At 46.2% G+C, this 23748-nt stretch carries 16 protein-coding genes and 2 pseudogenes (2 of these 18 cut by a window edge); 3 read left to right on the forward strand and 15 right to left on the reverse strand.

The features are described 5' to 3' along the window. The 6 genes and pseudogenes from A2048_08185 to A2048_08210 all read right to left on the reverse strand — a co-directional run. Nucleotides 1–860, reverse strand: a pseudogene (locus A2048_08185) (hypothetical protein) (it extends 331 nt beyond the left edge of the window). 67 nt (nt 861–927) lie between these two features. Further along, on the reverse strand, nt 928–1860 hold the full coding sequence (locus tag A2048_08190) for a transketolase (GenBank protein OGP08073.1): 933 nt from the start codon (nt 1858–1860) through the stop codon (nt 928–930). A gap of 33 nt (nt 1861–1893) precedes the next feature. Next, entirely contained in the window at nt 1894–2715 is an 822-nt protein-coding gene (locus A2048_08195; GenBank protein OGP08050.1) for a transketolase, read from the reverse strand. Between the two features lie 55 nt (nt 2716–2770). Further along, entirely contained in the window at nt 2771–3577 is an 807-nt protein-coding gene (locus tag A2048_08200) for a glutamate racemase (protein OGP08051.1), read from the reverse strand. 54 nt (nt 3578–3631) lie between these two features. Beyond that, nucleotides 3632–3976 (reverse strand): hypothetical protein, encoded by a 345-nt coding sequence (locus tag A2048_08205; GenBank protein ID OGP08052.1) that lies wholly within the window; start codon nt 3974–3976, stop codon nt 3632–3634. Nucleotides 3977–4072: 96 nt separating this feature from the next. Then, nucleotides 4073–5209 carry a hypothetical protein gene (locus A2048_08210; GenBank protein OGP08053.1) on the reverse strand — a complete coding sequence of 379 codons (1137 nt, stop codon included), beginning with the start codon at nt 5207–5209 and terminating at the stop codon, nt 4073–4075. Nucleotides 5210–5226: 17 nt separating this feature from the next. On the opposite strand from A2048_08210, the gene A2048_08215 reads away from it, so the two are divergent. Both A2048_08215 and A2048_08220 read left to right on the forward strand, forming a co-directional pair. Beyond that, entirely contained in the window at nt 5227–5457 is a 231-nt protein-coding gene (locus A2048_08215; protein OGP08054.1) for a hypothetical protein, read from the forward strand. Beyond that, nucleotides 5432–5689: a hypothetical protein gene (locus A2048_08220; protein OGP08055.1), complete on the forward strand. Its 258-nt coding sequence runs from the start codon at nt 5432–5434 to the stop codon at nt 5687–5689. The genes A2048_08215 and A2048_08220 overlap by 26 nt, the downstream gene beginning before the upstream one ends. Here the strand turns inward: A2048_08220 and A2048_08225 are convergent. Both A2048_08225 and A2048_08230 read right to left on the reverse strand, forming a co-directional pair. Continuing rightward, nucleotides 5680–8508 carry a hypothetical protein gene (locus A2048_08225; protein OGP08056.1) on the reverse strand — a complete coding sequence of 943 codons (2829 nt, stop codon included), beginning with the start codon at nt 8506–8508 and terminating at the stop codon, nt 5680–5682. The two genes, A2048_08220 and A2048_08225, sit on opposite strands and share 10 nt — an antisense overlap. Next, on the reverse strand, nt 8505–12737 hold the full coding sequence (locus A2048_08230; protein OGP08057.1) for a hypothetical protein: 4233 nt from the start codon (nt 12735–12737) through the stop codon (nt 8505–8507). The genes A2048_08225 and A2048_08230 overlap by 4 nt, the downstream gene beginning before the upstream one ends. A 333-nt stretch (nt 12738–13070) precedes the next feature. On the opposite strand from A2048_08230, the gene A2048_08235 reads away from it, so the two are divergent. Then, entirely contained in the window at nt 13071–16013 is a 2943-nt protein-coding gene (locus A2048_08235) for a hypothetical protein (GenBank protein ID OGP08058.1), read from the forward strand. A 241-nt stretch (nt 16014–16254) separates the two neighbouring features. Here the strand turns inward: A2048_08235 and A2048_08240 are convergent, their stop codons facing one another. The 7 genes and pseudogenes from A2048_08240 to A2048_08270 all read right to left on the reverse strand — a co-directional run. Beyond that, nucleotides 16255–17280, reverse strand: a complete 1026-nt coding sequence (locus A2048_08240; GenBank protein ID OGP08059.1) for a GTPase Era — start codon at nt 17278–17280, stop codon at nt 16255–16257. Between the two features lie 66 nt (nt 17281–17346). Further along, nucleotides 17347–18087 carry a ribonuclease III gene (locus A2048_08245; GenBank protein OGP08060.1) on the reverse strand — a complete coding sequence of 247 codons (741 nt, stop codon included), beginning with the start codon at nt 18085–18087 and terminating at the stop codon, nt 17347–17349. A 76-nt stretch (nt 18088–18163) separates the two neighbouring features. Continuing rightward, a complete protein-coding gene (locus tag A2048_08250; protein ID OGP08061.1) occupies nt 18164–19300 on the reverse strand; it encodes a tRNA 2-thiouridine(34) synthase MnmA in 1137 nt (378 codons plus the stop codon). Between the two features lie 72 nt (nt 19301–19372). Next, a complete protein-coding gene (locus tag A2048_08255) occupies nt 19373–20494 on the reverse strand; it encodes a hypothetical protein (GenBank protein ID OGP08062.1) in 1122 nt (373 codons plus the stop codon). Nucleotides 20495–20685: 191 nt separating this feature from the next. Beyond that, nucleotides 20686–22011: a hypothetical protein gene (locus A2048_08260; protein OGP08063.1), complete on the reverse strand. Its 1326-nt coding sequence runs from the start codon at nt 22009–22011 to the stop codon at nt 20686–20688. Nucleotides 22012–22150: 139 nt separating this feature from the next. Then, nucleotides 22151–23728, reverse strand: a complete 1578-nt coding sequence (locus A2048_08265) for a citramalate synthase (protein OGP08064.1) — start codon at nt 23726–23728, stop codon at nt 22151–22153. Beyond that, nucleotides 23728–23748, reverse strand: a pseudogene (locus tag A2048_08270) (aspartate kinase); it runs 1191 nt beyond the window's last position. The gene A2048_08265 and the pseudogene A2048_08270 overlap by 1 nt, the downstream one beginning before the upstream one ends.

Genomic DNA, 23748 nt, shown 5'->3' on the forward strand with positions numbered 1-23748 from the left:
ATTTCAGAAGCTGAAGCGGAACCCTTATTCACCAAAATAATGATGGGAATTCCTTCATAGGGGCTGTTGTTTTTGGCTTTTTGATAGTCAACGTCCTTGTCGCGACCCCGTGTAGAAACAACCACCCCTTTTTCCATGAACAAATCAGACACTTTCACGGCTTCACTGAGCAACCCACCCGGATTATTGCGCAAATCAAGAACAAGACCGCGTATTTTTTTTTCTTTTTCAGCCATTTTGTCCATGGCTTCCCTTAATTTGTCCCCTGTGTGCTCCTGAAATGTTGAGATGCGTGCATAAACATAACCATCGCCCAAATTTTCAGACTTGACGCTTTCTACACGAATAATATCGCGCACCAGCGTAAAATCCTGCGTCTTGGTAAGCCCCTCACGCCAAATGCTCAAAGTGACTTTTTCACCCTTGTTGCCACGCATCATGTGCACGGCATCGATAAGGCTTAAGTCCTTGGTGAGTTTGGAATCAATCTTTAGAATGCGGTCACCGGCTTTAATGCCCGCTTTGTCAGCAGGAGAGCCTTCAATGGGGGCAACAACGGTCAGTACGGAATCTTTCACTGAAATTTCAATGCCCACTCCACCAAAACGTCCTTCGGTATCCGACTGAAAATCACGATAAATTTGGGGTTCCATATAGACTGTGTGAGGGTCCAAAGAGGAAAGCATGCCCCTTATGGCCCCTTCGATCAGCTTGTGCTCATCAACAACATCTACATAGTTTTTATCCAGAATTTCGATCAGTTTTGTAAAGGTATCGAGTTCTTTATAAATTTTGTCACTCAAGGCCAACGAAGGTTGAGAAAAAGAAAGAAAAAGAAGAATGAGAATGATTTTTTTCATATGATTGTATGGGCATTGTAAGGGCAATTCATGAATTGCCCTTACCTTAACCCTACCTTATCTTACCTTACGCTTTCTTGCCCAAAACAGAATTGGCAATGCCCTCGGCATCCAACTTATAATGACGGACAACCTCTTGATAACTACCGCTTTGACCAAATTCATCGTTAACACCAAGACGAATCAGGGAATGAGGGCATTTGTCGGTTAAAACCTCGGCCACCGCCGAACCAAGGCCCCCGATAATGGAATGTTCTTCCACACTCACCAGAGTCCTGTGTTTTTTTGCCATGGCCACAATCAAATCAGCATCAATGGGCTTTACTGAAGCCATGCTGGCTACCGTACATGAAATATTTTTTTGGGCCAGGATCTCTGCGGCTTGCAACACATGGGAGGTTAAAAAACCATGCGTAAAAAAGCATAGATCCTTCCCTTCTTTTAAAACATGCCCACGCCCTATTTTAAAGGAATAAGAGGGATCAAAAAGAACCGGCGTTTTAGCGCGTCCCAAACGGACATAACAGGGGCCCGCATCTTCCACAATGGCTTCCAGAATTTTTTCGGTTTCAACGGCATCCGAGGGAACAAAAACCTTCATCTGGGGAATAACACGCATGACGGCCACATCCTCGATGGCTTGATGGCTGGCCCCGTCTTCCCCCACGGTAAGACCGGCATGGCTGGCACAAATTTTTACATTGAGATTGGGATAGGCAATCGACTGACGAATTGGCTCCCAGGCACGGCCCGTGGCAAAAATGGCAAAGGTGGAAACAAACACTGTTTTCCCACAAGCAGCCAAACCCGCCGCCGTCCCCATCATGCCTTGTTCAGCAACCCCCATGTTAAAAAAACGTTGCGGGAACTTCTTTGCAAAAATATTGGTTTTGGTTGAACCAGACAAATCAGCATCAAGAACCACAATATGGGAATACTTTTCTCCCAACTGGGCCAATTTATTTCCGTAAGCATCACGTGTTGCTATTTCTTGGGTCATATTCATTCCGTACGGGCGCGGCAAGCCTCGCCCCTACCCATTTAATTCCTTCAAGGCCACTTCCAATTCATCATCGGTAGGGGCCACCCCATGGTATTTGGGCTTGTTTTCAAAAAGGGAAACCCCTTTGCCCAGGATGGTTTTCCCGATAATGACTGTGGGTTTTCCTTTCACCTTTTGGGCCTCATCTAAAGCACAAACAATCTCAGCCATCTTGTGTCCATCAATGACAATGACATTCCATCCAAACGATTCAAACTTTTTATCCAAGGGAGCTACATCCATCACGTCGCTGACAAAGCCATCAATCTGGACATTGTTGTAATCAAGAAGGGCACAACGGTTATCAAGCTTGTAAAAAGCAGCGGCCATGGCCCCTTCCCACATCATGCCTTCTTGGGATCCGCCATCTGACTCTAATGAATAAACACGATAATTTTTTTGATCCACCCTTGCGGCCAGCGCCATACCGTTGGAAATACTCATGCCCTGCCCCAGCGAGCCCGTGGACATTTCAATCCCCATTTCGGGATGCATTTTAGGATGCCCTTGCAAAACAGAACCTAGTTTACGTAAAGTAAAAATTTCTTCTTTGGGAATGTATCCCAGACGCATCAAAATGGCATAAAGAGCGGGGGCTGTATGCCCTGCCGATAAAACAAAACGATCCCGATCGGGCGATAAGGGATTTTTTGGATCGATATTCATTTGATAAAAATAAAGGGCCGTCAGAAGATCAATGCATGAAAGCGGCCCCCCCGTATGCCCGCACTTGGCGTGATGAACCATTTTTAAAATATCAATACGAAGTTGACGGGCAATTTCTTCTAATTGGGCAACAGATGGCTTTTTCATAGGTATTAAGAAGTGGTTTCTTTAGCGTGTTCAAAAGAAAGTGGAAAGAAAAAAATCAATTGTTTGCCAGTTCCACCTTGGTGATCTCCCCCATTTCGCTTCCCCAAAAATAATGCCCAATGCGTTTCATGCGGTCGGGAGAATCGGTGGAATAAAATTTCGCCCATCCTTTACGTTTTGCATCCGGATTTTTCAAAGAATGATCATCAAGGGTCTTTTTTAACTGGGTTGTTACAGCCTCGGCTGAATCAACAAGGGTGATATCCTTCCCCAAGAGACGCGCCATTTCTTCCTTGAAAAGAGGATAATGGGTGCATCCCAAAATAAGGCTATCAATTTTCTGGGCCATGAAGGGCTTTAAATAAACTTCCAGAATCTTGGCCACAATCTCTCCTTTGACCCATCCTTCTTCAGCCAAGCCCACCAAAAGGGGACACGCCTTCGAAACGACAACAGCCTGCGAATCAAGTTTATAAAGGGCCTGTGCATAAGCTTGGGAACGAATGGTTCCTTCAGTACCAATGACGCCGATGTTTCTGGATTTAAGACTGATGGCCCTTTCGGCCCCTGGTTTGATCACGCCCAGCACCGGCACCTTGAACTGGCTTTGCAAATAATCAAGAGCATAGGCCGAGGCCGTATTGCATGCCACAACCACCGCCTTCACATTTTGCTCAAGAAGAAAATGGGTGTTCTGGACTGAATAACGTAAAACAGTTTCTTTTGATTTGGTCCCGTAAGGAACACGGGCGGTATCGCCCAAATAAATGAGATCTTCAAAAGGAAGGACTTTCCGGATTTCCTGAAGAACGGTCAGGCCTCCAATACCAGAATCAAAAACTCCAATGGGTTGGGTGGACATGAATAAATCCGAAATACAAAGCAAAAAATTCGAAACAATCCCTCATTTGAAAAATTAACGTCTTTTTCGTTTTGAAATTGTTTTTAAACTTTTGGCGGTAATGGCCCTTCTGCCAACACGATCAACGGCTTTTCCCAGACTATCAACCTTGTAGGACAGGTTCTTTAAGTCCTTTCTGGAAGGAACATCCATCACATGCATCACATTTTTAATGTTGGTCAAAATAACCTCCGTTATCTCATCTTTTTTCTTGATAACAGTGGTCACAGCCTTGGCAAACAAATCACTCTTCAACAATTCTTTCACCACTTTTGAATCAAAAACTTCGGACAATAATTCAGACTTCAAGCTTTCACCTTTAACCAAAGCCTGATCCAACCATGCTTTTAATTGACTCATAGATCACCTCCTTAAGTTTTAATAAAAAGAAACAGGCAAGGGGTAACCTGCGCCCCCTAACATTGTCAATAAAAATGACTAAAAATGCCCCTCATTTTAAGCTCTTACCACTTCTTTTAAGCTATCAATTTGAAACTTTAAAGGGGGTTCAAAAAGAACCGCCCGATTTCGTCCCTGACTCTTGGCCCTGTAAAGGGCAATATCCGCCTGTCCTACAAGCTCTTCTTCACTATGAGCCAACCCCGGATAAGCCGAAACCCCAATACTGACTGTTAAGGGTTTGCCCCCCAAGACTGCTTTTTCGATCAAGCGTCTTATTTTTTCAGCCACATGAAGGGCATCGGATAATTGGGTGTCAATAAGCAGCACAACAAACTCTTCCCCTCCCACACGGGCCAAGGTATCCACTTCGCGAATATTTTTTGAAAGCAAGCGTCCGATGGCTTCAAGCGCCTTGTCTCCTTCCAGATGCCCAAACTGGTCATTGTATTGTTTGAAATGATCTACATCGATCATCAGGATGGAAAGGGGATGTTCAAAACGCTGCACCCTCTTCCATTCCATGCGCAACACATCATAAAAATGACGGCGATTATATAAGCCCGTCAGTTCATCCCGTACAGCCAACTCTTTGGTTTTGGTGTAAAGCCGAGAGCGGTCGTAGGCCACGGCAATCTGGTTGGCCAGTGATTCCAAAAACTGGATATCACGTCCTGAGAAATCATTTTTCTGGGTGGAACCCACATTAAGCACACCCACAACACGGCTTCCCACCAGCAAGGGAATACTTATAAAAGAACCCTCTTCTTTTTGTTTCTTTTTGTAATGAAGATACCGTTCATCCTTCACTTTGTTGGGCACATAGATTATTTTTTTGCGAGCTGCAGCCTGACCACACACACCTTCCCCCATTTTAAACCGCATCCCGCGAATCTTTGATTTGTTCTTAAACCCGCTGGCCGCTTTTATTTCGAGCCAGGCGTTCATATCGTCTAAAATCATCAGACTGAACTCATCATAGGTGAGAACATCCCTGAAAATTTTGGAGACCGTGTAATAAATTTCGGAGGTGTCCAGGGCTTTGGCCAGAAGTTCGGAGGCTTGATAAAGTGCTGAAAGATTTTTAAGCGAGGTTTCAAGCTTTTTATTGGTGAGCTCTTCAATGGTTTCAAAAACAAACTGGACATGCCTTTGAAGCAATCCACGTACCGTTCTGAAAATGGAATCGATCATGGGCAAAAATTATAGGCATGGGGCAAATGGGGTGTCAACTAAAGGCTTACAATCAATGGTATGCACCCCAGGGCAAGCCCTGGACCCAAGATTCCGTCCGCCTAAGGCCGGACGGGGTTTTGACCCAGCAAGGCTCGTCCCCGAAGCCAACGAGCGTAGGGGATAAAATTTTAGTGCGCGTTATTTCGGCTCATACCATGCACAAAAAAGAAAGGATGGTTTATGAAAAAGCCTTTTCCCAAGTTTAAAAGCCAGAAAGCCTTTGATAAGTTTTTGGAAACAACAGACCTTGGCGATTATTTGGAGCCATCTGACTTTAAAAAAGTGACCTTTAAATTCAGGAACCAAGATCGGGTTATCTCCTTAAGAATTTCATCCTCCTTGCTCGAACTCCTTAAAAAGGCCACCGCCAAGCATAACACCAAATATCAACGGCTCATCAAATCGATTTTAGAGGAACATGTGGTGTCTTATTTATAAGTACGAGGCAAACCAGAAATAGGGGATCGTCGCGGCATATTACGCAGCGCGGGATAGCCCAGGATGGTTTTTCTTGGGGCGGGATGGGAAGTTCTTCGATAACTGGCAAGTCTTGAAAACGTTGGCTTGGATGGGGATTGTAACTTGGGTGGGTCTGGCTGAATAGAATTTAATGAAGATAACTCCCCCTCGCCCCCTCTTAATGTAAGAGGGGGTTGGGGGGCGTTACCCGAATTTTTTAGGGGATCCGGCACCTTCACCACCACCTCCGGATCCAAAAACACGGCGTACATGGCCTTTTCGAATTCGCGGATGGGAAGTTGGCACGTATTCGCCCCCAAATTAAGCTCATCACGCACCCAGGGGGCGCCAATAAACCCAAGCTCATCATCCCAAGAGCCTTCTGCATAAGGGCCAAATCCTCTCAACTCAACACCAGGGCCGTAAATGGATTCGGGAAAGGGCTGCCTCTTTAAAGGATCGGGATGAACATAGGGGATGTAAGCCTTGGTCATGAAAAATGCCATCTGTCGGGAGAACCGCAACCAATCCGCTCGGGGCTTCATCAACTCCAACGCTCTTTCGAAAGAGAGCTCATAGCGCGCGGCATAGGCTTCAGAAAAAACTTCTAAAAGAATTTCCGCATAATGCTGAAGAAAAATATCATCCTTCCAAGCATTGCGTCCTTCATCGGGTATTTTTTCCAAGATATCCACCATCCGATTTCCTAAGAGAAGAGTCGCTGCTAAAAGATGGCGTCCTAAAATAAGCATCTCGTCAACCGGCGCCGCCAAAACAGCAGAAGAAGAAAACTGCACCCTTCCTTCAAACTCGTCTCCCGTGATCATCTCCTCTCCATCACGTAGGCCATTTAACGCATAATTGGCCCAGCGCAGGCATCCGCGCCAGTTTTCAATTTCTCCCATGCCAAAATAACCACCGCCAAAGGCAATCCCGGGGGCAACACTATAAGCCCGGTTCCTTTGATTTTCCCCATCCACCCAAAAATGATACAGGCCCACGGGAACTTCATGATAAACCCCATACCGGGCCAAAGAGAAAACGGCCCGAAGCGATCGCTTCAAGCCCTCTTCAAATAAAGGAAAGGGGAAAACCGGATCATCCAGATAATAAAAATAATCGTGGGGTACGCGCATCGCCACTGCATCGCGGCCATCAATTTCAAATAACAAAACCTTCCCATCCTCATCATGCACGGCGAAGGGCAAATCATTTCCAAAATGCAATCCATGATCTTCCAAAGTCTTCCACCACTGAACTTCACGCACCAAGCTTTCTCCACTTTGACCTTTATTGGCAAATTTAATCATCAAATCACCCTGATCTCCTTCAAGCTGATAAACACGATGACGATGAAATGCTCGCGCTTCCCCAATGGTTTTAAACCGTGAAACAATTTCTTCCGCGGTGGTGGATACTCTTTTGTAAGGAACATCCACGCTGTGCAAACGCGGAAATGCTTTCACGCCAAATTGGACATAATTTTCCATCAAATCCGGAAATGGCGTCTCGCTTTTTCCACCACACTTAAATTCAATCATTTCTAAATTCATGAGGGGCCAAAAGAGACTGAGCAATTTATTTTGAACCTCGCGGACACCGTTAACAAGTTTCGCGGCAGAGTAGAAAACTTGTCTCATAAGCGCAAATCGCATATCTTTAATCTGCATCGGCCTTCCTTTAAAGGACAAGAAAACGATCTCAGCAAGGGATAGAATCTCAACTTGATCATGAATTTGCATCGCTTCGCGAAGACAGTGATCGGCATAAATCCTTACAGCACCTGGATTTTCAAAAGCGCAGCATAGGGCAATTTTAAACCATACTTCCATTTCCTCCATTGTTTGGGCCAAGGATAAGGCCTTCATGGCAAAATTAACGGCTGAACGTGCACACAACTCATCGGGGCTTTGACTTAAAGCCTTTGTATCAGGGATTAATGATCGCCTTTGGTCCATGGACAGACGGTCCAAGGCATAGCGCAGAATCTGGATGGCCCGTCTTTTGTCGTCATTGTCTTCGCTTTTCATTTTTCCCCTTAGACGTTGATAATGGAATTCGAAATCGCCATCGGAAGCCTGCGCCAGCACAAGACCGTAGAGAATGGGATTTAAAAGGGGATGATCTCCTTCATGAAGATAAACAGCAACCGCTTCCGGGGACGTGTCTTGAATCAATCGTGTCAATTGTTCTCCATGACCCACAAGATCACAAACTTTGATGGAAGGGAGAGCCTCTAAAAATTGGCAAAATAATATTTTGGCGTGGGCGGGGGGAACCAAAAACATCCAATCGCAAAACAAATTGAAAATCCGGTCGATCACCACCAAGCTTTCGGCAGAGCCTGAATGATTATGGCGCAAAAGGCCGATGCCCATCCTTAAAGTTTCGATTTGCTCCACCGGGGATAAAGACTGAAATGAATCCTGTACCCGCCGCAAATCGCTCCATAGTGTCACACTATGATCAAGATAGGCCCGTTCAAACCTCAAAAAGGCACTATGAAACTGGGTTTCATCCTCGGGAAGATCGGTTGAAAAAACTGGTGCTTCTCCTAAAAAATAACGCGCGGCTGATCTCAGTCGGAGATTTAAGCCGTGAGACAAAGCTTTAAGTCCATCCACGGCACGACGATGCTCTTCATAGCCAAGGGGAATATCCCGATCTGGAGCATCCATTCTTTCTGCCAGCCTCTCAAGAACGGCCAGGTCAATATCACCCTCTGGGGTAACAAGATGTCCGTCCAATAAAAGACGTATGGATTGGTAGGCATCGAGTGCAGAACGAAAAGACGTCATCGCATCCCCCCGCGGAAAACAGCCCGGCCAAAGGGGCTGATCAAATGGTGTCTTGGGATAAAAGGAAGGAAAACAGTGGGGATAAAAGTGCGGGCCCGATGGCCCGTGACGTGAAGAGGCCTGGGTGATTGCACGGGCAGGGCTCCTTCTATTTCTTCACTCACGCTTTCAGGGCCATTTCTGTTGTGTAGCACCGATTCAACACCAGAAAAAGGTTCCACAAAATCCGGCATCGGTGGCTCACTGGAGGGCCTTCTTGTACGTCGTGTGAAAAAATCGGAGGATCTGCCTGGTGTCGGTACTTTTTCAAGAAGTTCGTCCGACTCAAGTCTGAAATCACGGATCCCGTGCCTTTTCCATTGTGTTTTAACGGACCGGCGCTCATCCAAAAAACTTCGGGTAATTACCTTGCGCAGTTGGGGAAATGCGGCCATCAAGCCCTTTACCAACACACAGGCATCGAGCGCTTCGGACTCATGGTGATAGGTTATGTAAATTTCCAAAAATTCATCCCCGTGGTTTTCTTCAAGGGCTAAGGTGAATGTTCTGCGAAAACGACCATTGTCCACTGTAAAACGATATTCCCTGACAAAGGGTTTGTCTGAATCAATGGGGCTTCCCGAATTTAACTCCCACAGGGGTCCCAAGATTTGTTGAACTATGTTTTGCACCCGCTCAAAGAAATTGGGGGCCCTTAACAACAGCACGTGACGGGCGGCAGCCACTAACTGATAACCATGCGAATCGGGGTCCATATCTTTTATGATCTGATCAAACCATTCAAACCATCGACCTTGTTCTTCAGCATTTGGTAGAAATTCTTCTGCCCTACCCAAGCACTGACCCAATTGATATTTAAGCTTATGAAGAATTCCCCTTGAAGCAGATTGCACATCGGAGGTGGGAACCAAACCCAGGCGACTTAAGTGTTGCCTGTTATTTTGCCGGTCCCCAAAGGGCAGGGTTTCAAAATCCAGTACGAAGCCACCCTGACCCGAATTTGTCCACTCTTGGCGGACCACACCGTTTTCAGCATCATCAACCAGAAACGATATTGAATAGGCAAACGGATAATCAACGGCCAGGGCACAAATAATAGACTGAATAACCTGATCGGAATTTACAAAACCCCTCAAATCAAACCAGAATCTAATTCCCTTGACCACGTTGGTATAGGGAATACGAATGACCTTTATTTCACCATGTACTTCCCTTCCACAAATATTGTCCGTTAAAGTCAAAGCATAAACACTCGTGAAATTATCACGATAAACGCGTTCTATTCTACGACCACCCCGAACAAAAGCCATGTCAAAGCCATTGAGCAGCAAATCAATGACATCATCCATGGTGGTTAAAATATTCCACCGCACTTCGGCCCAATAAGCACGGTCTTCTTCGGGCATGCCGGGGATCATCTTGTTTAACAAGATCACTACTTCTCTGCGGTAATGGGACTGGCTCAATCTCCATCGTGCCGTCAAAATCAACTCTTCCAACTGAACCACTTCTTCCGGCAATAAACAAAGGTTCTTCAATCTTTGAATAGTTTCTAAAGGGTCCCCCAAATAACCAATATTTCCATTTGTATCGTTTGCGGGAATTCTGGTTTCATCAACCTGCTGGTTCTGCCACGTCTCAAAACCAAACTCTTTTAGCAGACATGAAACATCTTCAAACTTTGCCAACCCCTGCCAGGCACGACGAACCAGATCTTGCAAGGCACGGGCCCGATCCAAAGATAATCCCAGTTGATAAGCCCTATGGTAGACACGAATAAGACACCCTGCTTCTTCAGGACTTAAACACTGGGCAATCTGATTATCTCCCAAATCATTTGTATTCCACGGCCGAGCGGCCTCGGGCCTTTGTTGCAAAACACCATCAATATCCGCATTCAGTTGCCGTAAATACTGGCGACACTGGTTGACAATGGCATTGTCAGGCAGGCCCTTGAGCGCAGCCAGATAATTGGCAATGAACTTTTGGTAGGCTTCCAGTTTTTCGGTTGGCCATCCATCGAGGGCATAGCCCGGCATGAAATCACCGGCTTTGATATCGCCGTTTTTGGAGCCCAAATATTTTTCGCCATAAACATGGGAACACAAATAATCGAGCATCCGTGTTTTTTCATCCAGACTTAAGGCTTCATTCCAGTTTTGGGCAAAATAAAAATGGAAGGGGGACCATAATCTATTGAAAAAATCTTGCGCGGTGGGATGGCCTGTTTTTCCCCCATTCTCCAAATCAACCAACGTTTTTTTAGCCAGCCCCCACGCAAAACATTCGCCATCACTGGGCTCAAGAGCAACGGCTATTTGATACAGCTGTTGGGCTGCAAGATGATAGGACTGGGGCATGCTTAGCTGATGGACGGCACGATAAACATCGGCCATGGCACGAAAAAAAGCATCTACACGGGGTTTTCTTGGATCATCATCCAAATGGGAGGGTTCAAAACCCAGTCTTACAACGTATTTCCCCTGAGCGCGCATGGCGAGTCTTTCTTCCGGCGAAACCGGATCCAGGCGATATTCAAAACCCTGGAAGGCCTCACCAAATAACTGCCGTAGGGCTTCTTCCATAAAGCCAAACGGGGGAAAGACCAGTTTCTGTCCGGAATAATTTACAGAATACAAAGATAGCCGCCCTCTAAAAACATCGGAAGCCCTCTTGGCCATTAAGGGAAGGTTCTGATGATTAAATCCAAACACATCGGCCGCCTCGGGGCCCTGACCTATTTCAAAACAAGTCGCAAGCCATGATAGGGAAAGTGCCCCACGATTCTTTAAATGATCAATAACCCTTTGTACAAAGTCTCGGTATTTATCCGATCCATGGGGAAAATCCATCTCATCCATGGAAACTGCAGCATAAGAGGCGCGGGCATTGAATTGGGCAACCATATTCCCCTGGCACCACATCCAGAAATCGGCCAGGGTTTCCATCTTCATCGTGTCGCGAAAAACACAATCGGCATAGGACACAAGCATCAATTTTAAGGGCAGAGAAAGGGGCGCTTGTCTGGCTTGCATCACCAGTTGATTCAAAAATTGAACCCGTTCATTACTGACATTGGGGGAACGATTCTCGGCAGCAAGGATGGGGAAACCTTCTTCATCAAATCCGTGGGGGGAATCTGAAATACGGGCTTTGGCCCAGAAAAAAACACGGGGACTAAAACGGGGGGCCAGCCCCATACGGCTATCGGATAAAAATTCCGTCCAGCGCCCGGCCGTGGAGTCATCCTTCCTGCCCAAGGGCCATAAAAAGCCCATCATCCATACAAGATAAACCAGATTTTCCGCCCTTTCTGTCGTATCTTTAAAGCCCAAGAGCATTTTCACTTCATCATCCAACCATTGAAGGGATTGCCCCCGAAACGCTTCCGGGTGCGCATTCGCCAAAGATTGCAAAAAACCATACGCATACCCGCGTTTTTCATTTTTCATGGAATCCATTTTTTCAAGCGTCAACCTCACCCACTTATCGGGGTGGCTTAAAAACGGAGCCAAAAATTTAAGCCAGAAGCAGAGGTTCTTCCATTCATCCCCCCGGGCTCGGATAAAATCTTGTTTCAATTTGGCCTCAAGACCAGTGGTCACCTGGGAGGCCATCCGATGGAGGGTAATGCCCAAACAGTTTCGGCCTGTTTCTTTAATGCCATCATCTTTCTGGTTGGATAAAGCATCCATGGCCCTTGTGACAAGATCTGCAGAAATAATCCCCGGATGATGGTAAGCGGCCGCTAGAACAAGCCCATAGCCCATGCAAACCGTGTCCCTGTCCCGGCTTTCAATGGCCCGCAAGACAAGTTCACTGAAAATCTTTTGGGGAATCAGTGCAGGATTTGCCAGTAATATTTTTTCAAACAGGGTGAGAACTGCGGGCAAAAGAGAAGGATTGACCGCATACTCTTTGGCTATCCAATGCACATCGCCCGCATGCAATCTTTGGGGAAATAAAACGGCCACATGATCATAAAACGAAAGGACCTCTCTGGGCAGAGCGGCTCTATCCGAATGCAAGCGGGTTGCCCATTGAGCCCCCAAGGGGCGAACTGTTTGCTGAACCCCGGACGGGTTTGCTGAAATAAAAATATCTGCTGTAGGCGAAGTTCCATTTCCGGAATTTCCAAATGGATTTGGAATCCCCAAGGCCTGCCAAATACCGTCCTGATCCGGGGCCGAAAAAACATGCCCCCCATTGATGGTTGCCGCTTCAGTCATAAAGTATACAAAAGTTAAAAGTTTAGGTTTCTTATCCCCTACGCTCGTTGGCTTCGGGGACGCGCCTTGCCGGGTCAAAACCCTCCACCTTAGGCGGAGAATCTTCCAAGGCTTGCCCTGGGGTGCATACCATTGATCTTCGGTATGAATTCAAAAAGGTTGCTTTAAACCTCCTCTTAACGCATGGCGTTATAAATTACTAAAAACAAAGATTTTTATTGAAATTTTTGGGCTAAAAAGATTGTGTACACTTCGCCTTTAATCAGAGCAACGTTTAGAGTTTAAATTCGATAATACTAAAAGCTTTCTTTAAATTTCCCTTAAGGAGTTTTCATGGGTTCTATTCCGGGTTTATTTCAAACAGTGGCAGTCATGCAGCCTCCCCCCATGCCGGAAGAGGCCCCTCTTCCACCTGCACCCGAAGAAATTCAACAAGATCGCTATACAGAAATAACTCCCGATCCCAGTGAAGTTAAAATTAGAGTCACCTCTGACAGCCAACTTTTGTCACTGGCTGAAGTTGTCAGCCTTTTGCGAAGCCTGGAAGCCCACAGTGTTGTGCCAACCGCCATCCGGCTTCCGGGGCAAAACATTTCACCGGGGCACTTACTTAAACTTTTTGCCTACCAGATGAATAAATCCATCGACCCCACTCATCAGCATCCGGATGCCTGCTCCATCAGTACGGGGGATGAGGTGGACACCAACTCGTCGGATGAATGGACCCTTATCAAAAAAATATGGAAGGAACTCTTTAATGCCACCCCCTCGACAAGACTCTGCGCCATTGCTCCCAGCAACCATGCAGCCGAATACACGGGCGTCACCACCATGGAAAACAGTGTGGCTGGTTTTCTTTTATCCATCGTTCTTCACACATGGGGCTCCAAACGCAATATCAAGGACCAAGTGGCCATACCAGAAAGCGGCGGGTACCTCGAAAACAAGGGGGATGCCATCAAGCATTATTACGAGATGATGGGAATTCCCTACAAGGTAACCCGTTTAAACTATAGCCACAACTCCGATTACCTCATCGCCACCAAAGGCACCGACAAGGAAGCCTCCCCTGAGGATGAAGAGATTTGGAAAGCCTATGATTGGTCGGTGATGCAAAACCGGCTTAATTCACCCCAAATTTACAAACACTTCTGGAATGAAGAAACGCTCTCGAAAGGAACCAAGCTTTGGCATTCCACCGTTCAATTTACTCCCGGAAGCGATCACGATCCCAAAGAGTCCACCAAAAACTGGCTCCACCTTTCCGCCTTTGAGATGAAAACTTTCTCCATGGGAGGACAAACCGTTCCTGTTTATTACATCAACATGGATTCCATGGATTACAGCCATGCAGGTTTTGATGAAGGGGCCAGCCTCTTGGGCCACGTTTCAGACACACAGGTAAAAATAGTACGTGCCTACATGGACGAAATGAAGCGGCGCAATCCCCAAGCCAAATTCGTCATTGGAGGACATTATCAATTCAAACAGATTGTCGAGCTGGAATCCTCCGGTTTTGCACGCATGATTTTGTCGGATGAATCCGTCATTGCTTTATTGGAAGCTCATGTGCATCAACGCGGCTATTACAACGCACGCTATTTGCCGGGCGTTAATCGAAAAACCGATCTGCCAGCGGTCACGGCTCCAGCCATCATTGACAATGCCGAAGCCCTCACCATTGACCTAAAAAAGATCGATGACGATGTCCTTCGCGTCAGTTTCCACTATGAAACTGTCAATCCCGCAAACGGGACCTCGCTACGCGACGGCGAAAACGACATTCCCGGAACAACTCCCGAGGTCATGAGTTTGGTTGAATCCCTAAAATCAAACATGCTTGTCTATCTGGACCATTATGACCACATACAAGACAGACTCATGAAAGTGGATGCCTCGCGCAACATCGGCTTGTATGACAAATTCACCAATATCTTTGATACGCGGGAATTTTCGGGAGACCAAAAAGATTTAACCGGCATCCTTATCCGTGAAGGTGTGGGTAATGATGAAGTCATCAGCAAGGATTCCATCCCCGGCATGGTGATGTATACCCGTCAGATGATGGATCTGGCTTTTCATACGATAAGGTTGACACTCAGAGAAGCCGGCATCCCTGAATCTGAAACCAAAAAGTATGAAGAGCTCTACATAGCCAGACGCAAAATTTTGGACGCCTATTACGAGTCAATCATGAAAAACGGCTCTCAACCCCGTGCCGACCATGATCTGTTTCACGCCTTGGATGAGCAGGCCATGGATTTCATCACCGAAGCCAATAAAATTGCAAATCTGATTCGTTCCGGAAATCACAACGGCACAAACTTCACTCCGCAACAAAGGGAACTCCTTGAAGTCATCGAACACATCAGCACCGACTTGGCCATGTTTGTTGAAGAAGATTACAAATCGTGGTTACGTTCGTTTGAACGTTTGGTGCGCACCAAACGTCCCTATGAAGAAATCGCCCGCCATGGCGACCTTTTTGGCCGCCCCCATTTCATCTCGATGACCCAACACCTTCAAAGTGACATTCCCTTTGGCAGCCACGCTTTTGCTTTCCTCACCCGAGTGGGACTGGAATCCATCAAACAATACGAGGCCTATGTGGGCAAAACCGGCCAAGCCCCTCACACTAAAATCCCTGACACCATCATTGTAGAACGCAAATTATCCACCGGGCAGGCACGCATGACGCCGGTTCCAAATACAAAATCAATTCCGGGGGCCGAAGAACAAATGCACGATGAACTTGATAAAAAAACCGGGGGAAGACTTAAAAAACAAGAGGAAGAAGCCCGAGCTTTGAACGAAGAAATCAAACAAGCCCGTGGCGAGGCCATCGTCCCACGTATTGAATTGGCTTATTTCCCGGACCTTGATACAAACCCCTTCCGAAATGCCCTTGGCAAGGGTCATCGTTTTTCCGTGGGCATTCAAAGAAGCATTCCCGGATTGGATGGCTACCTGGATGCGGGGGCACGGCTTGACATCACCCATTATGATGCGGAAACAAGTCTTCATCCAGGAGCCACCCCCTTTGTGAAAGTCAATTCACCAGCTGCACTTTTAAACGTATCAATGGGTGCCCGTTTAACACCTACAGAAAATACTCCCATACAATTAGAACCAGGAATCGGAACAGGCATCGGGTTTGGTGATGATTGGCTGCGCGTGTTCTGGAACATGAATCCCGATTTTAACCATCCCACTTTTGGTGTAAACATCACCTTCGGCCCTTTAATCGATGGGATAGAAGAATTTTTATTTAAATAAATAACTCGGGGGCAAGCCCCCGAGTTTTGATCCGTTTTTTTATTTCGGCCCCAAGGGGCTAAAGTTTGAGTCGAAGGATCAATGTGTTCGAACTTGGATACAAGATTACCGACATGGTTATTTTGACAACGGGGGGACAATATCGACTTAAGGATTTACAATTTGAAAGAAAAAAACCGATCATTCCGGGTGAATTCATGAATACAGTGGGGATAACCCTTCAGATACCCTAAGGGATGCCTTATTTCCTGGGAATTTCATAACCGTAATAGGCTAGCCTCCTGGGATCTTTTGTCCAATTTTTATCGACCTTCACCTGTAGCTCTAAAAATATTTTTCCATCCAACAATTTTTCAATATCGGCCCGTGCCAGACTGCCGATTTTTTTGATCATGGCCCCCGCTTTTCCAATGACCATCCCCTTTTGGGAATCGCGTTCGACAACGAGGTTGGCGGTGATGTGGGTAGGGGGCGCAGCAAGCGGCGCCCCTACACTCTCTTTAAACTTTAAAATCTCCACTGCCAAACCATACGGGATTTCTTCGTGCAAATTTTCAAAGGCTTTTTCGCGGATGATTTCGGCTACAATGCTGCGCATGTTTTCGGTGGTGAGATCCTCTTCGGGATAAAAGGCCTGGCCCTCGGACAAAAACTCTTCCAATTTTTTTAGGAGATCGGGAATTCCCTCACCTGTCAGGGAGGAAATGGGAATGTTTTCAAGACCAGAGAAATGAACGATCACTTCTTGCCCACGCAGTATCACACGCCCAACGTCATTCCCGCCCCGTGATCCCGCAACGCGGGATTCTGGAAAGCGGGAATCCAGTCCCTGGGCCCCCGCTTGACCGAATCCGCCTACGGCGGATAACGTGGCGGGGGTGACATGAGAGAGGTCCACCTTATTGGTCACCAAAATCCTTTTTTTTTCCGGAAATTTTTTTTGCACCCATTGGTGCACCCTGACCAACTCTTCCGACAATTCCTGGTCCAAAGAAACAAGAAACACCAACACATCGGCATCGGTAATAGCTTCCATTACCTCCTGATGCATGAACTGATTTAATTGTTTGTCTGAAGAATGGATTCCCGGTGTATCCAGAAAAATCATCTGGCAGGTTTTTGTCGTGTAAATTCCAAGAAATCTTTTGCGTGTGGTCTGGGGCTTGGCACTCACCGCTGCCAGTTTTTCTTCCAAAATAGAGTTAAGCAGGGTTGATTTCCCGGCATTGGGAGCGCCAAGGATTGCGATGTAGCCGGATTTGAACATAAAATGGTGAATGGGGAAAACGGTGAATAGTGAATGGTGAATGGTAAAGAATGATCATACTATTAACTATTCACCATTCACTATCTTTTCCAACGCCTCTTGAGCGGCATTCTGTTCAGCTTGTTTCTTACTCTTCCCCAAACCTTTTCCATACAAGTTTTCACGAATGTATAAATGAACTTCAAAAGTCTTGTCGTGATCGGGGCCTGATTCAGAATAAAGTGTATAGCGGGGCACGGTTTGAAATCGAGTCTGGGATTCTTCCTGCATTTTTGTTTTGTAATCGCGGGTAATATCCTGATTTAAAGCCTTGTTCATGACATCGCCAAACAAAGCTTTTACCACCTTAAAAGCAGGCTTAAATCCTCCATCCAGATAAACGGCTCCAAGAACAGCCTCGAAAGCATCGGACAAGAGGGAATCTTTTTGTCTTCCCTGCCCATTGTCTTCCCCGCGGCCCAAAAACATAAAATCACCCACAGAAATTTTTCGTGCCAGTTCGGCAAGCGAAGTTTCATTGACAACTGCCGCGCGTAATTTGGATAAATCGCCCTCATCCGATTCGGGAAAAAGATGCATGAGGACATCGCTGACAGCCAGTTCCAAGACCGCATCCCCCAGATATTCATAGCGCTCGTTGTGATGAGTGGCTCCAAGCCTTTTTTCGTTGGCATACGACTTATGGGATAAGGCCCGTCTTAAAAGCCTCTTGTTACTAAAAACATAACCCAGTTTTTTTTCAAAATATTTTAAATGTTTGCGCTCATGGCGGGAAATTTTATCCCTAAAAAAAGAAAAAAAGCCCATATTCATCCCTTTATTTATGGTTGATTAACATTTCATTAGTACATTCTGATGGCTCAACCATAAGTATTTCTAACTTTTAATGAGCACTAACGTACTCATTAAAAGTTGAAATACTATATAATGCTCTTTCAATAATTCCTCCACCCAAAGTTTCATCCCCGAGATAAAAAACAGCGGACTGACCGGGAGAAACAGTACCCGAAGGTTCGTTAAATTTCACAACAACCTCGCCCTCATTTTTTCCAGGCTCAACATGGGCCGCAATTTCTGTTTTTTGATAACGAATTTTCACACCGCACGAAACTGCATTCCCATTTTCAAAAACGGGCCGGATCCAATGAACCTTGGAAGCCACCAAGCCCAAAGACAAGAGCCCTTTCTTTTCGCCCAAAATGACTTCATTTTTTTGGGCATCAATTTTGGTCACATACAATCTTTCCCCAAAACCAATCCCCAAACCCCGGCGTTGCCCCACCGTGTAGGCATGAATCCCTTCATGTTCCCCCAGTTTATGGCCTTCCCCGTCCACAAAGATTCCTTTTCCCCAAGGCAGCTCTCCCACTTGTTTTTTAATAAAACTGGCGTGATCATGATTAGGGATAAAACAAATATCCTGGCTCTCAGGCTTGAAAGCCGTGGGCACATGGTTGTTGTTGGCCATGTTCCGGATTTCTTCCTTGGTATACTCCCCCACTGGAAGTAAAATCTTGGCCAACTGTTTTTGACTTAAACCATACAGCACATAGGACTGGTCTTTATGCTCATCAACCCCTTTTAAGAGATGGGTTCCCGTTTCATCGTGCCTGACACGCGCATGGTGCCCCGTGGCCAGAAAATCGGCCCCCAGTTTTTCGGCTTCATTTAAAAGCTGGTCAAATTTGATGTGATTATTGCAAAGAATGCAGGGATTGGGAGTGCGGCCTTTTAAATATTCCCCCACAAAATTGTCGATTACTTTCTCCTTAAAAACTTTTTTATAATTAAACGCATAAAATGGAACACCAAGCCGCTCACACACGCTGCGTGCGTCCTCGATATCTTTGAATGAGCAGCATGTTTTCCCCCGAGCGACTTGCTCTTCTGAAGCATCCCAGGTTTTAAGCGAAATCCCGATAACATCAAAGCCCTGCTCCTTTAACAAATAAGCCGCCACCGAGGAATCGACCCCTCCCGACATGGCAACAACAACGCGTTTTTTGGAAATCAACTTCATTCAATTTTGTCCCTTCGACTCCGCTCAGGGACCACAATCCCTGGTCATTGAGCAAAGTCGAAATGACAAATGTCACAAAATTTTCTTAAAAATTCCCAATAAATTTTCTACATCCTGCTCCGTCGTCATCTTCCCAAACGACAATCGGATGGAACTTTCCGCCTCCTCCTCTGAAATACCCATGCCCAAGAGGGCACGCGATACTTCAAGGGTCCCTGACTGGCAGGCTGAACCGTAGGAAGCCGCCACTCCTTCCAAATCCAAACGAGCCAACAACACCTGGCCACTTAACCCAGGAAAACTCACATTTAAAGTTCCCGGCAATTGATCCTGGCCTTCATGAAAAAGGCATTTCGGACTCATTTGACGGAGTCCTTCGCAAATCTTTAGGCGCAGTTCATACAATCTTAATATTTCTTTTTCAATATCTTGCAACGAAAAGTTTAATCCTTCACTTAATGCTACAATCCCTTCCACATTTTCCGTCCCCGCCCTTAAACCCCGTTGTTGTTTTCCTCCAGAAATAAGGGGGGACAGACTTAATCCATGATGAACCAGAAGCCCCCCTACTCCCTTGGGGGCATAAAATTTGGTTCCTGAAAAACTTAAAAAATCCACCCCCAGCTTTCGAAACGAAACAGGCATTTTACCCAAAGCACATGCCGCATCCGTATGGAAATAGGCCCCCCGCCCCCGAATTTTTGAGGCAATCTCTGCCACGGGAAACACCATTCCGGTTTCGTTATTGGTAAGCATCACTGAAACCAAAAGCGTGGAATCATCCACGGCACGATTTAAGGCATCCATATCAAGAACACCTTCAGAGCTTACCGGAATGACAACAAGTTCGACTCCTTGATTTTTTAGCTTTTGAAGCGGAAACCAAACCGCACTATGCTCCACCGAGGTTGTCACAATACGATTTCTACGTGGAGGTCGATTTTGGAAAATGGATTTGAAAACCCAGTTATTTGATTCAGTAGCTCCACTTGTAAAAACAATCTCATCCGGCAAGCAATCCAAAAGGGATGCCAGTTGCCCACGTGCGGCATCGACTGCCTCGCGGGCCGCCCTCCCTTCAGTGTGAACACTCGAAGGGTTTTTAAGATCCTGCTTGAGCAAAAATTTTAATTTTTCCCTGACCGAAGGAGCCAGCGGGGTTGTGGCATTATAATCAAAATAGAGTCGGGGCATATTTGCCCCCCTCTCCCTTGAGGGGAGAGGGTTAGGGAGAGGGTGATCTCGGGGCCACCCTCCCTCTAACTCCCTCCCCTCAAGGGAGGGAGGATAACTAAAAAACAAAAGCCCCGTGTTTCCACGAGGCCTTTGGGTAAGGGCGCATCGTGATGCGCCCTTATCGGGTATGGGCGAAGGTATTCTCGCCCCTACAATTGGCTCGAATCTTTTTGAATGACAAACTCCACGCGCCGATTCTGGCTCATCCCCTCTTTGGTCTTGTTGTCGGCAATGGGATTATGCCAACCAAAACCCTTGGATTGCAAACGGGAAGCTGAAATTCCCTTTGAAACAAGGTATTCGAGCACCGAATTGGCACGACGATCTGAAAGCTTCATATTGTAGGCATCACTTCCACGAATATCGCAGTTACCTTGAACTTCCACCAATTCAATCTGGGAATTTTTATTCATCACGTCTACGACATCGTCTAGCACAGGGTACGAAATGGGCTTGATATCAGCCTTGTCGGTATCAAAATAAATTTTACCCCAAATGACAATCTTACCCCCCTTAATACGTGGGTCAGGCGGAGGCGCTGGAGGGGCACAAACGGGACAATCTTTTTCACGAATGGGCGAGGTCCAATTAACACCCAAAAAGCCGCGCGCCCGGGGAGCCCCAACACCATCAACAAGACCGGCTGTTCCACCCAAATTCATTGAAAACCCGCTATCGCCAAACATGTAACGGATACCGCCACCGGCTTCCAAGGGGCTTTCCCCTTCATTTGAAAAAAGGCTCCTGAAAGGAGTGGTTCCATAAGTTTCAATGATGGCAAACCAATTTTTACCCAACCTAATATTACCTGCCAAACCGTATTTAAACTGATCATCAATGCGCACATCATGCACAGTAACATCGTCACGAATAACTCCTCCAAGGTTTAAAGCCAGGGTAAAGCGTTCATGAATGATGAAATCAGTGATAAACAAAACACCACCCGTGGGATTGGCATTGCCTGTGAAACGCACAGGATCCCCTGAGGGGAGAGTGACAAAGGGCATAATCGAAAAACCGACTTTATGATTTTCGGTGTTGATCACTCGAAATTTTGTCATCAGTTGAATGTCGCCCATGCCGCCGCCATGGTCTTCCTCGGCAGCAAAATTATCCGTAAAAAACCAATTGTAAAAAACAACGGGGATATTCACACCCACTTCAGCCCAGTCGGTTAAACCAATGGCTCCGTACAAATCCCCCACCAACATGTGATCAATAATGGACTGCCGCCCTGTGGCATTTCCCACCCCGATAAATTGCAAAGGGCGATTGGAATAATCGATGTATAAACCCACATTCCCCTGCCAAGCTTTTAGGTTTTGAGAACCATAGACACTGAAGTAATCGCCCCCATCAACGGCTGGGTGAAAGGTGATGATGTCAAATTTTGAATCAAGGGAGGCCTTTGCTTGCAAGGTAAATAATGAAAAAACCAAGACCATGAAACCAAACCCAAAGTATTTTTTTATCATTTGAGGCATCTCCTTAAAAGATGGTGGTTCTAGCGCTAAGAAACTTAAAAAGATTTTGAAGAAAATCCCTTGGGATGTCAAGGATTTTGGCCATTTAACATATCTTTAATGGCATTCCAATATTGAGGAAACAACCAAATTATTTTGTTGTCTGAAGCAATTTATAGTCGATCCCATCCACCAAGGCCTGGTAGCTGGCATGAATGATGTTTTCAGAAACACCCACAGTGACCCATTTGTTCGGGCCATCTCCAAATTCGATCAATACGCGTACAGAAGAAGCTGTACCTTCACCTGCGGGCAGTACACGCACTTTATAGTCGAGCAATTTCATTTCCTTGATTTGCGGATAAAAACGTTCAAGGGCCGCTCGCAGGGCTTGGTCCAGCGCATGAACCGGACCCACTCCTTTAGCTGTGGCAAACTCTTCACTTCCATCAACGGATAAATGAATCGTGGCTTCCGAGGTAGGTTCATGAGTTGGTTTTTCAGAAATATAATCACTTACTTTAAAATCATGCAGAGCAAAATGAGGCTTGTACTGTCCCAGGGATTTTTTTACAAAAATTTCAAAGGAAGCTTCGGCTCCTTCAAATTGGTAACCCTGGTTTTCCTGTTCTTTTAATTGATGCAGCAATTCTTTCACACGGGGATCATCCGCCTTAAGACTGGCCACCCCTTGCACCTTATGTGCCACGGTTGAAGCCCCTGAAAGATCGGAAACCAGAATACGTTGGGTGTTTCCCACTTTTTCGGGTTTGATGTGTTCGTAGGTGCGCGCATCTTTCAAAATGGCGTGCACATGCACTCCGCCCTTGTGGGCAAAAGCCGATTTACCTACATAAGGTTGCTGGCTGTGGGGGGCCCGATTGCTCATTTCGTCCACAAATCGTGACACTGAAGTGAGGTGCTGAAATCTTGAAATTCCCAAAGTCTTATACCCCATCTTCAATTCCAAATTAGCCACAATGGTACACAAATTGGCATTGCCACAACGTTCCCCAATGCCGTTAATCGTTCCCTGAACTTGAGTGGCTCCCGCAAGAACGGCTGCCAGTGAATTGGCAATGGCCGTCCCCGTATCGTTATGGCAGTGAATTCCCAAAGGAGTCCGGATTTTTCTTCGCACTTCAGACACAATGCGTGTTATCTCATGAGGCAGACTTCCTCCATTGGTATCACACAAAACAAGAACATCAGCTCCTCCACGAACAGCGGCTTTCAAGCTATCAAGGGCATATTTTTTGTTGGCTTTGTACCCATCAAAGAAATGTTCCGCATCAAAAAACACTTCGCGTTTATAAGCTTTAAGATAAGCAATGGAATCTTCAATAAGAACCAGATTTTCGGGCAAAGGAATTTGTAACGCCTGTTTTACATGCAAATCCCAGGTTTTTCCAAAAATACAGATTGTTTGGGCCTTGGAAGCCAACAGATCATTTAACACCTTGTCCTGAGGGGGCATGTGCCCTGCCTTCCGTGTGGAACCAAAGGCTGAAAGGCGGGCTTTTTTAAGCTTAAGTTCCTTGGAAGCCCGTTCAAAAAATTCAGTATCTTTAGGAGAGGCTCCGGGCCAACCAGCTTCAATATAGTGAATGCCTAACCAGTCAAGTTTTTCGGCAATCAGAAGTTTGTCTTCAACCGTAAAAGTGATTCCTTCTGACTGCGAGCCGTCACGAAGTGTTGTGTCGTAAATGGTGATTTGCTTTTTGTTCATCAATGGTATGCCCCCCAGGG

The organism is Deltaproteobacteria bacterium GWA2_45_12 (assembly GCA_001797365.1).
Taxonomy (GTDB): domain Bacteria; phylum UBA10199; class UBA10199; order UBA10199; family UBA10199; genus UBA10199.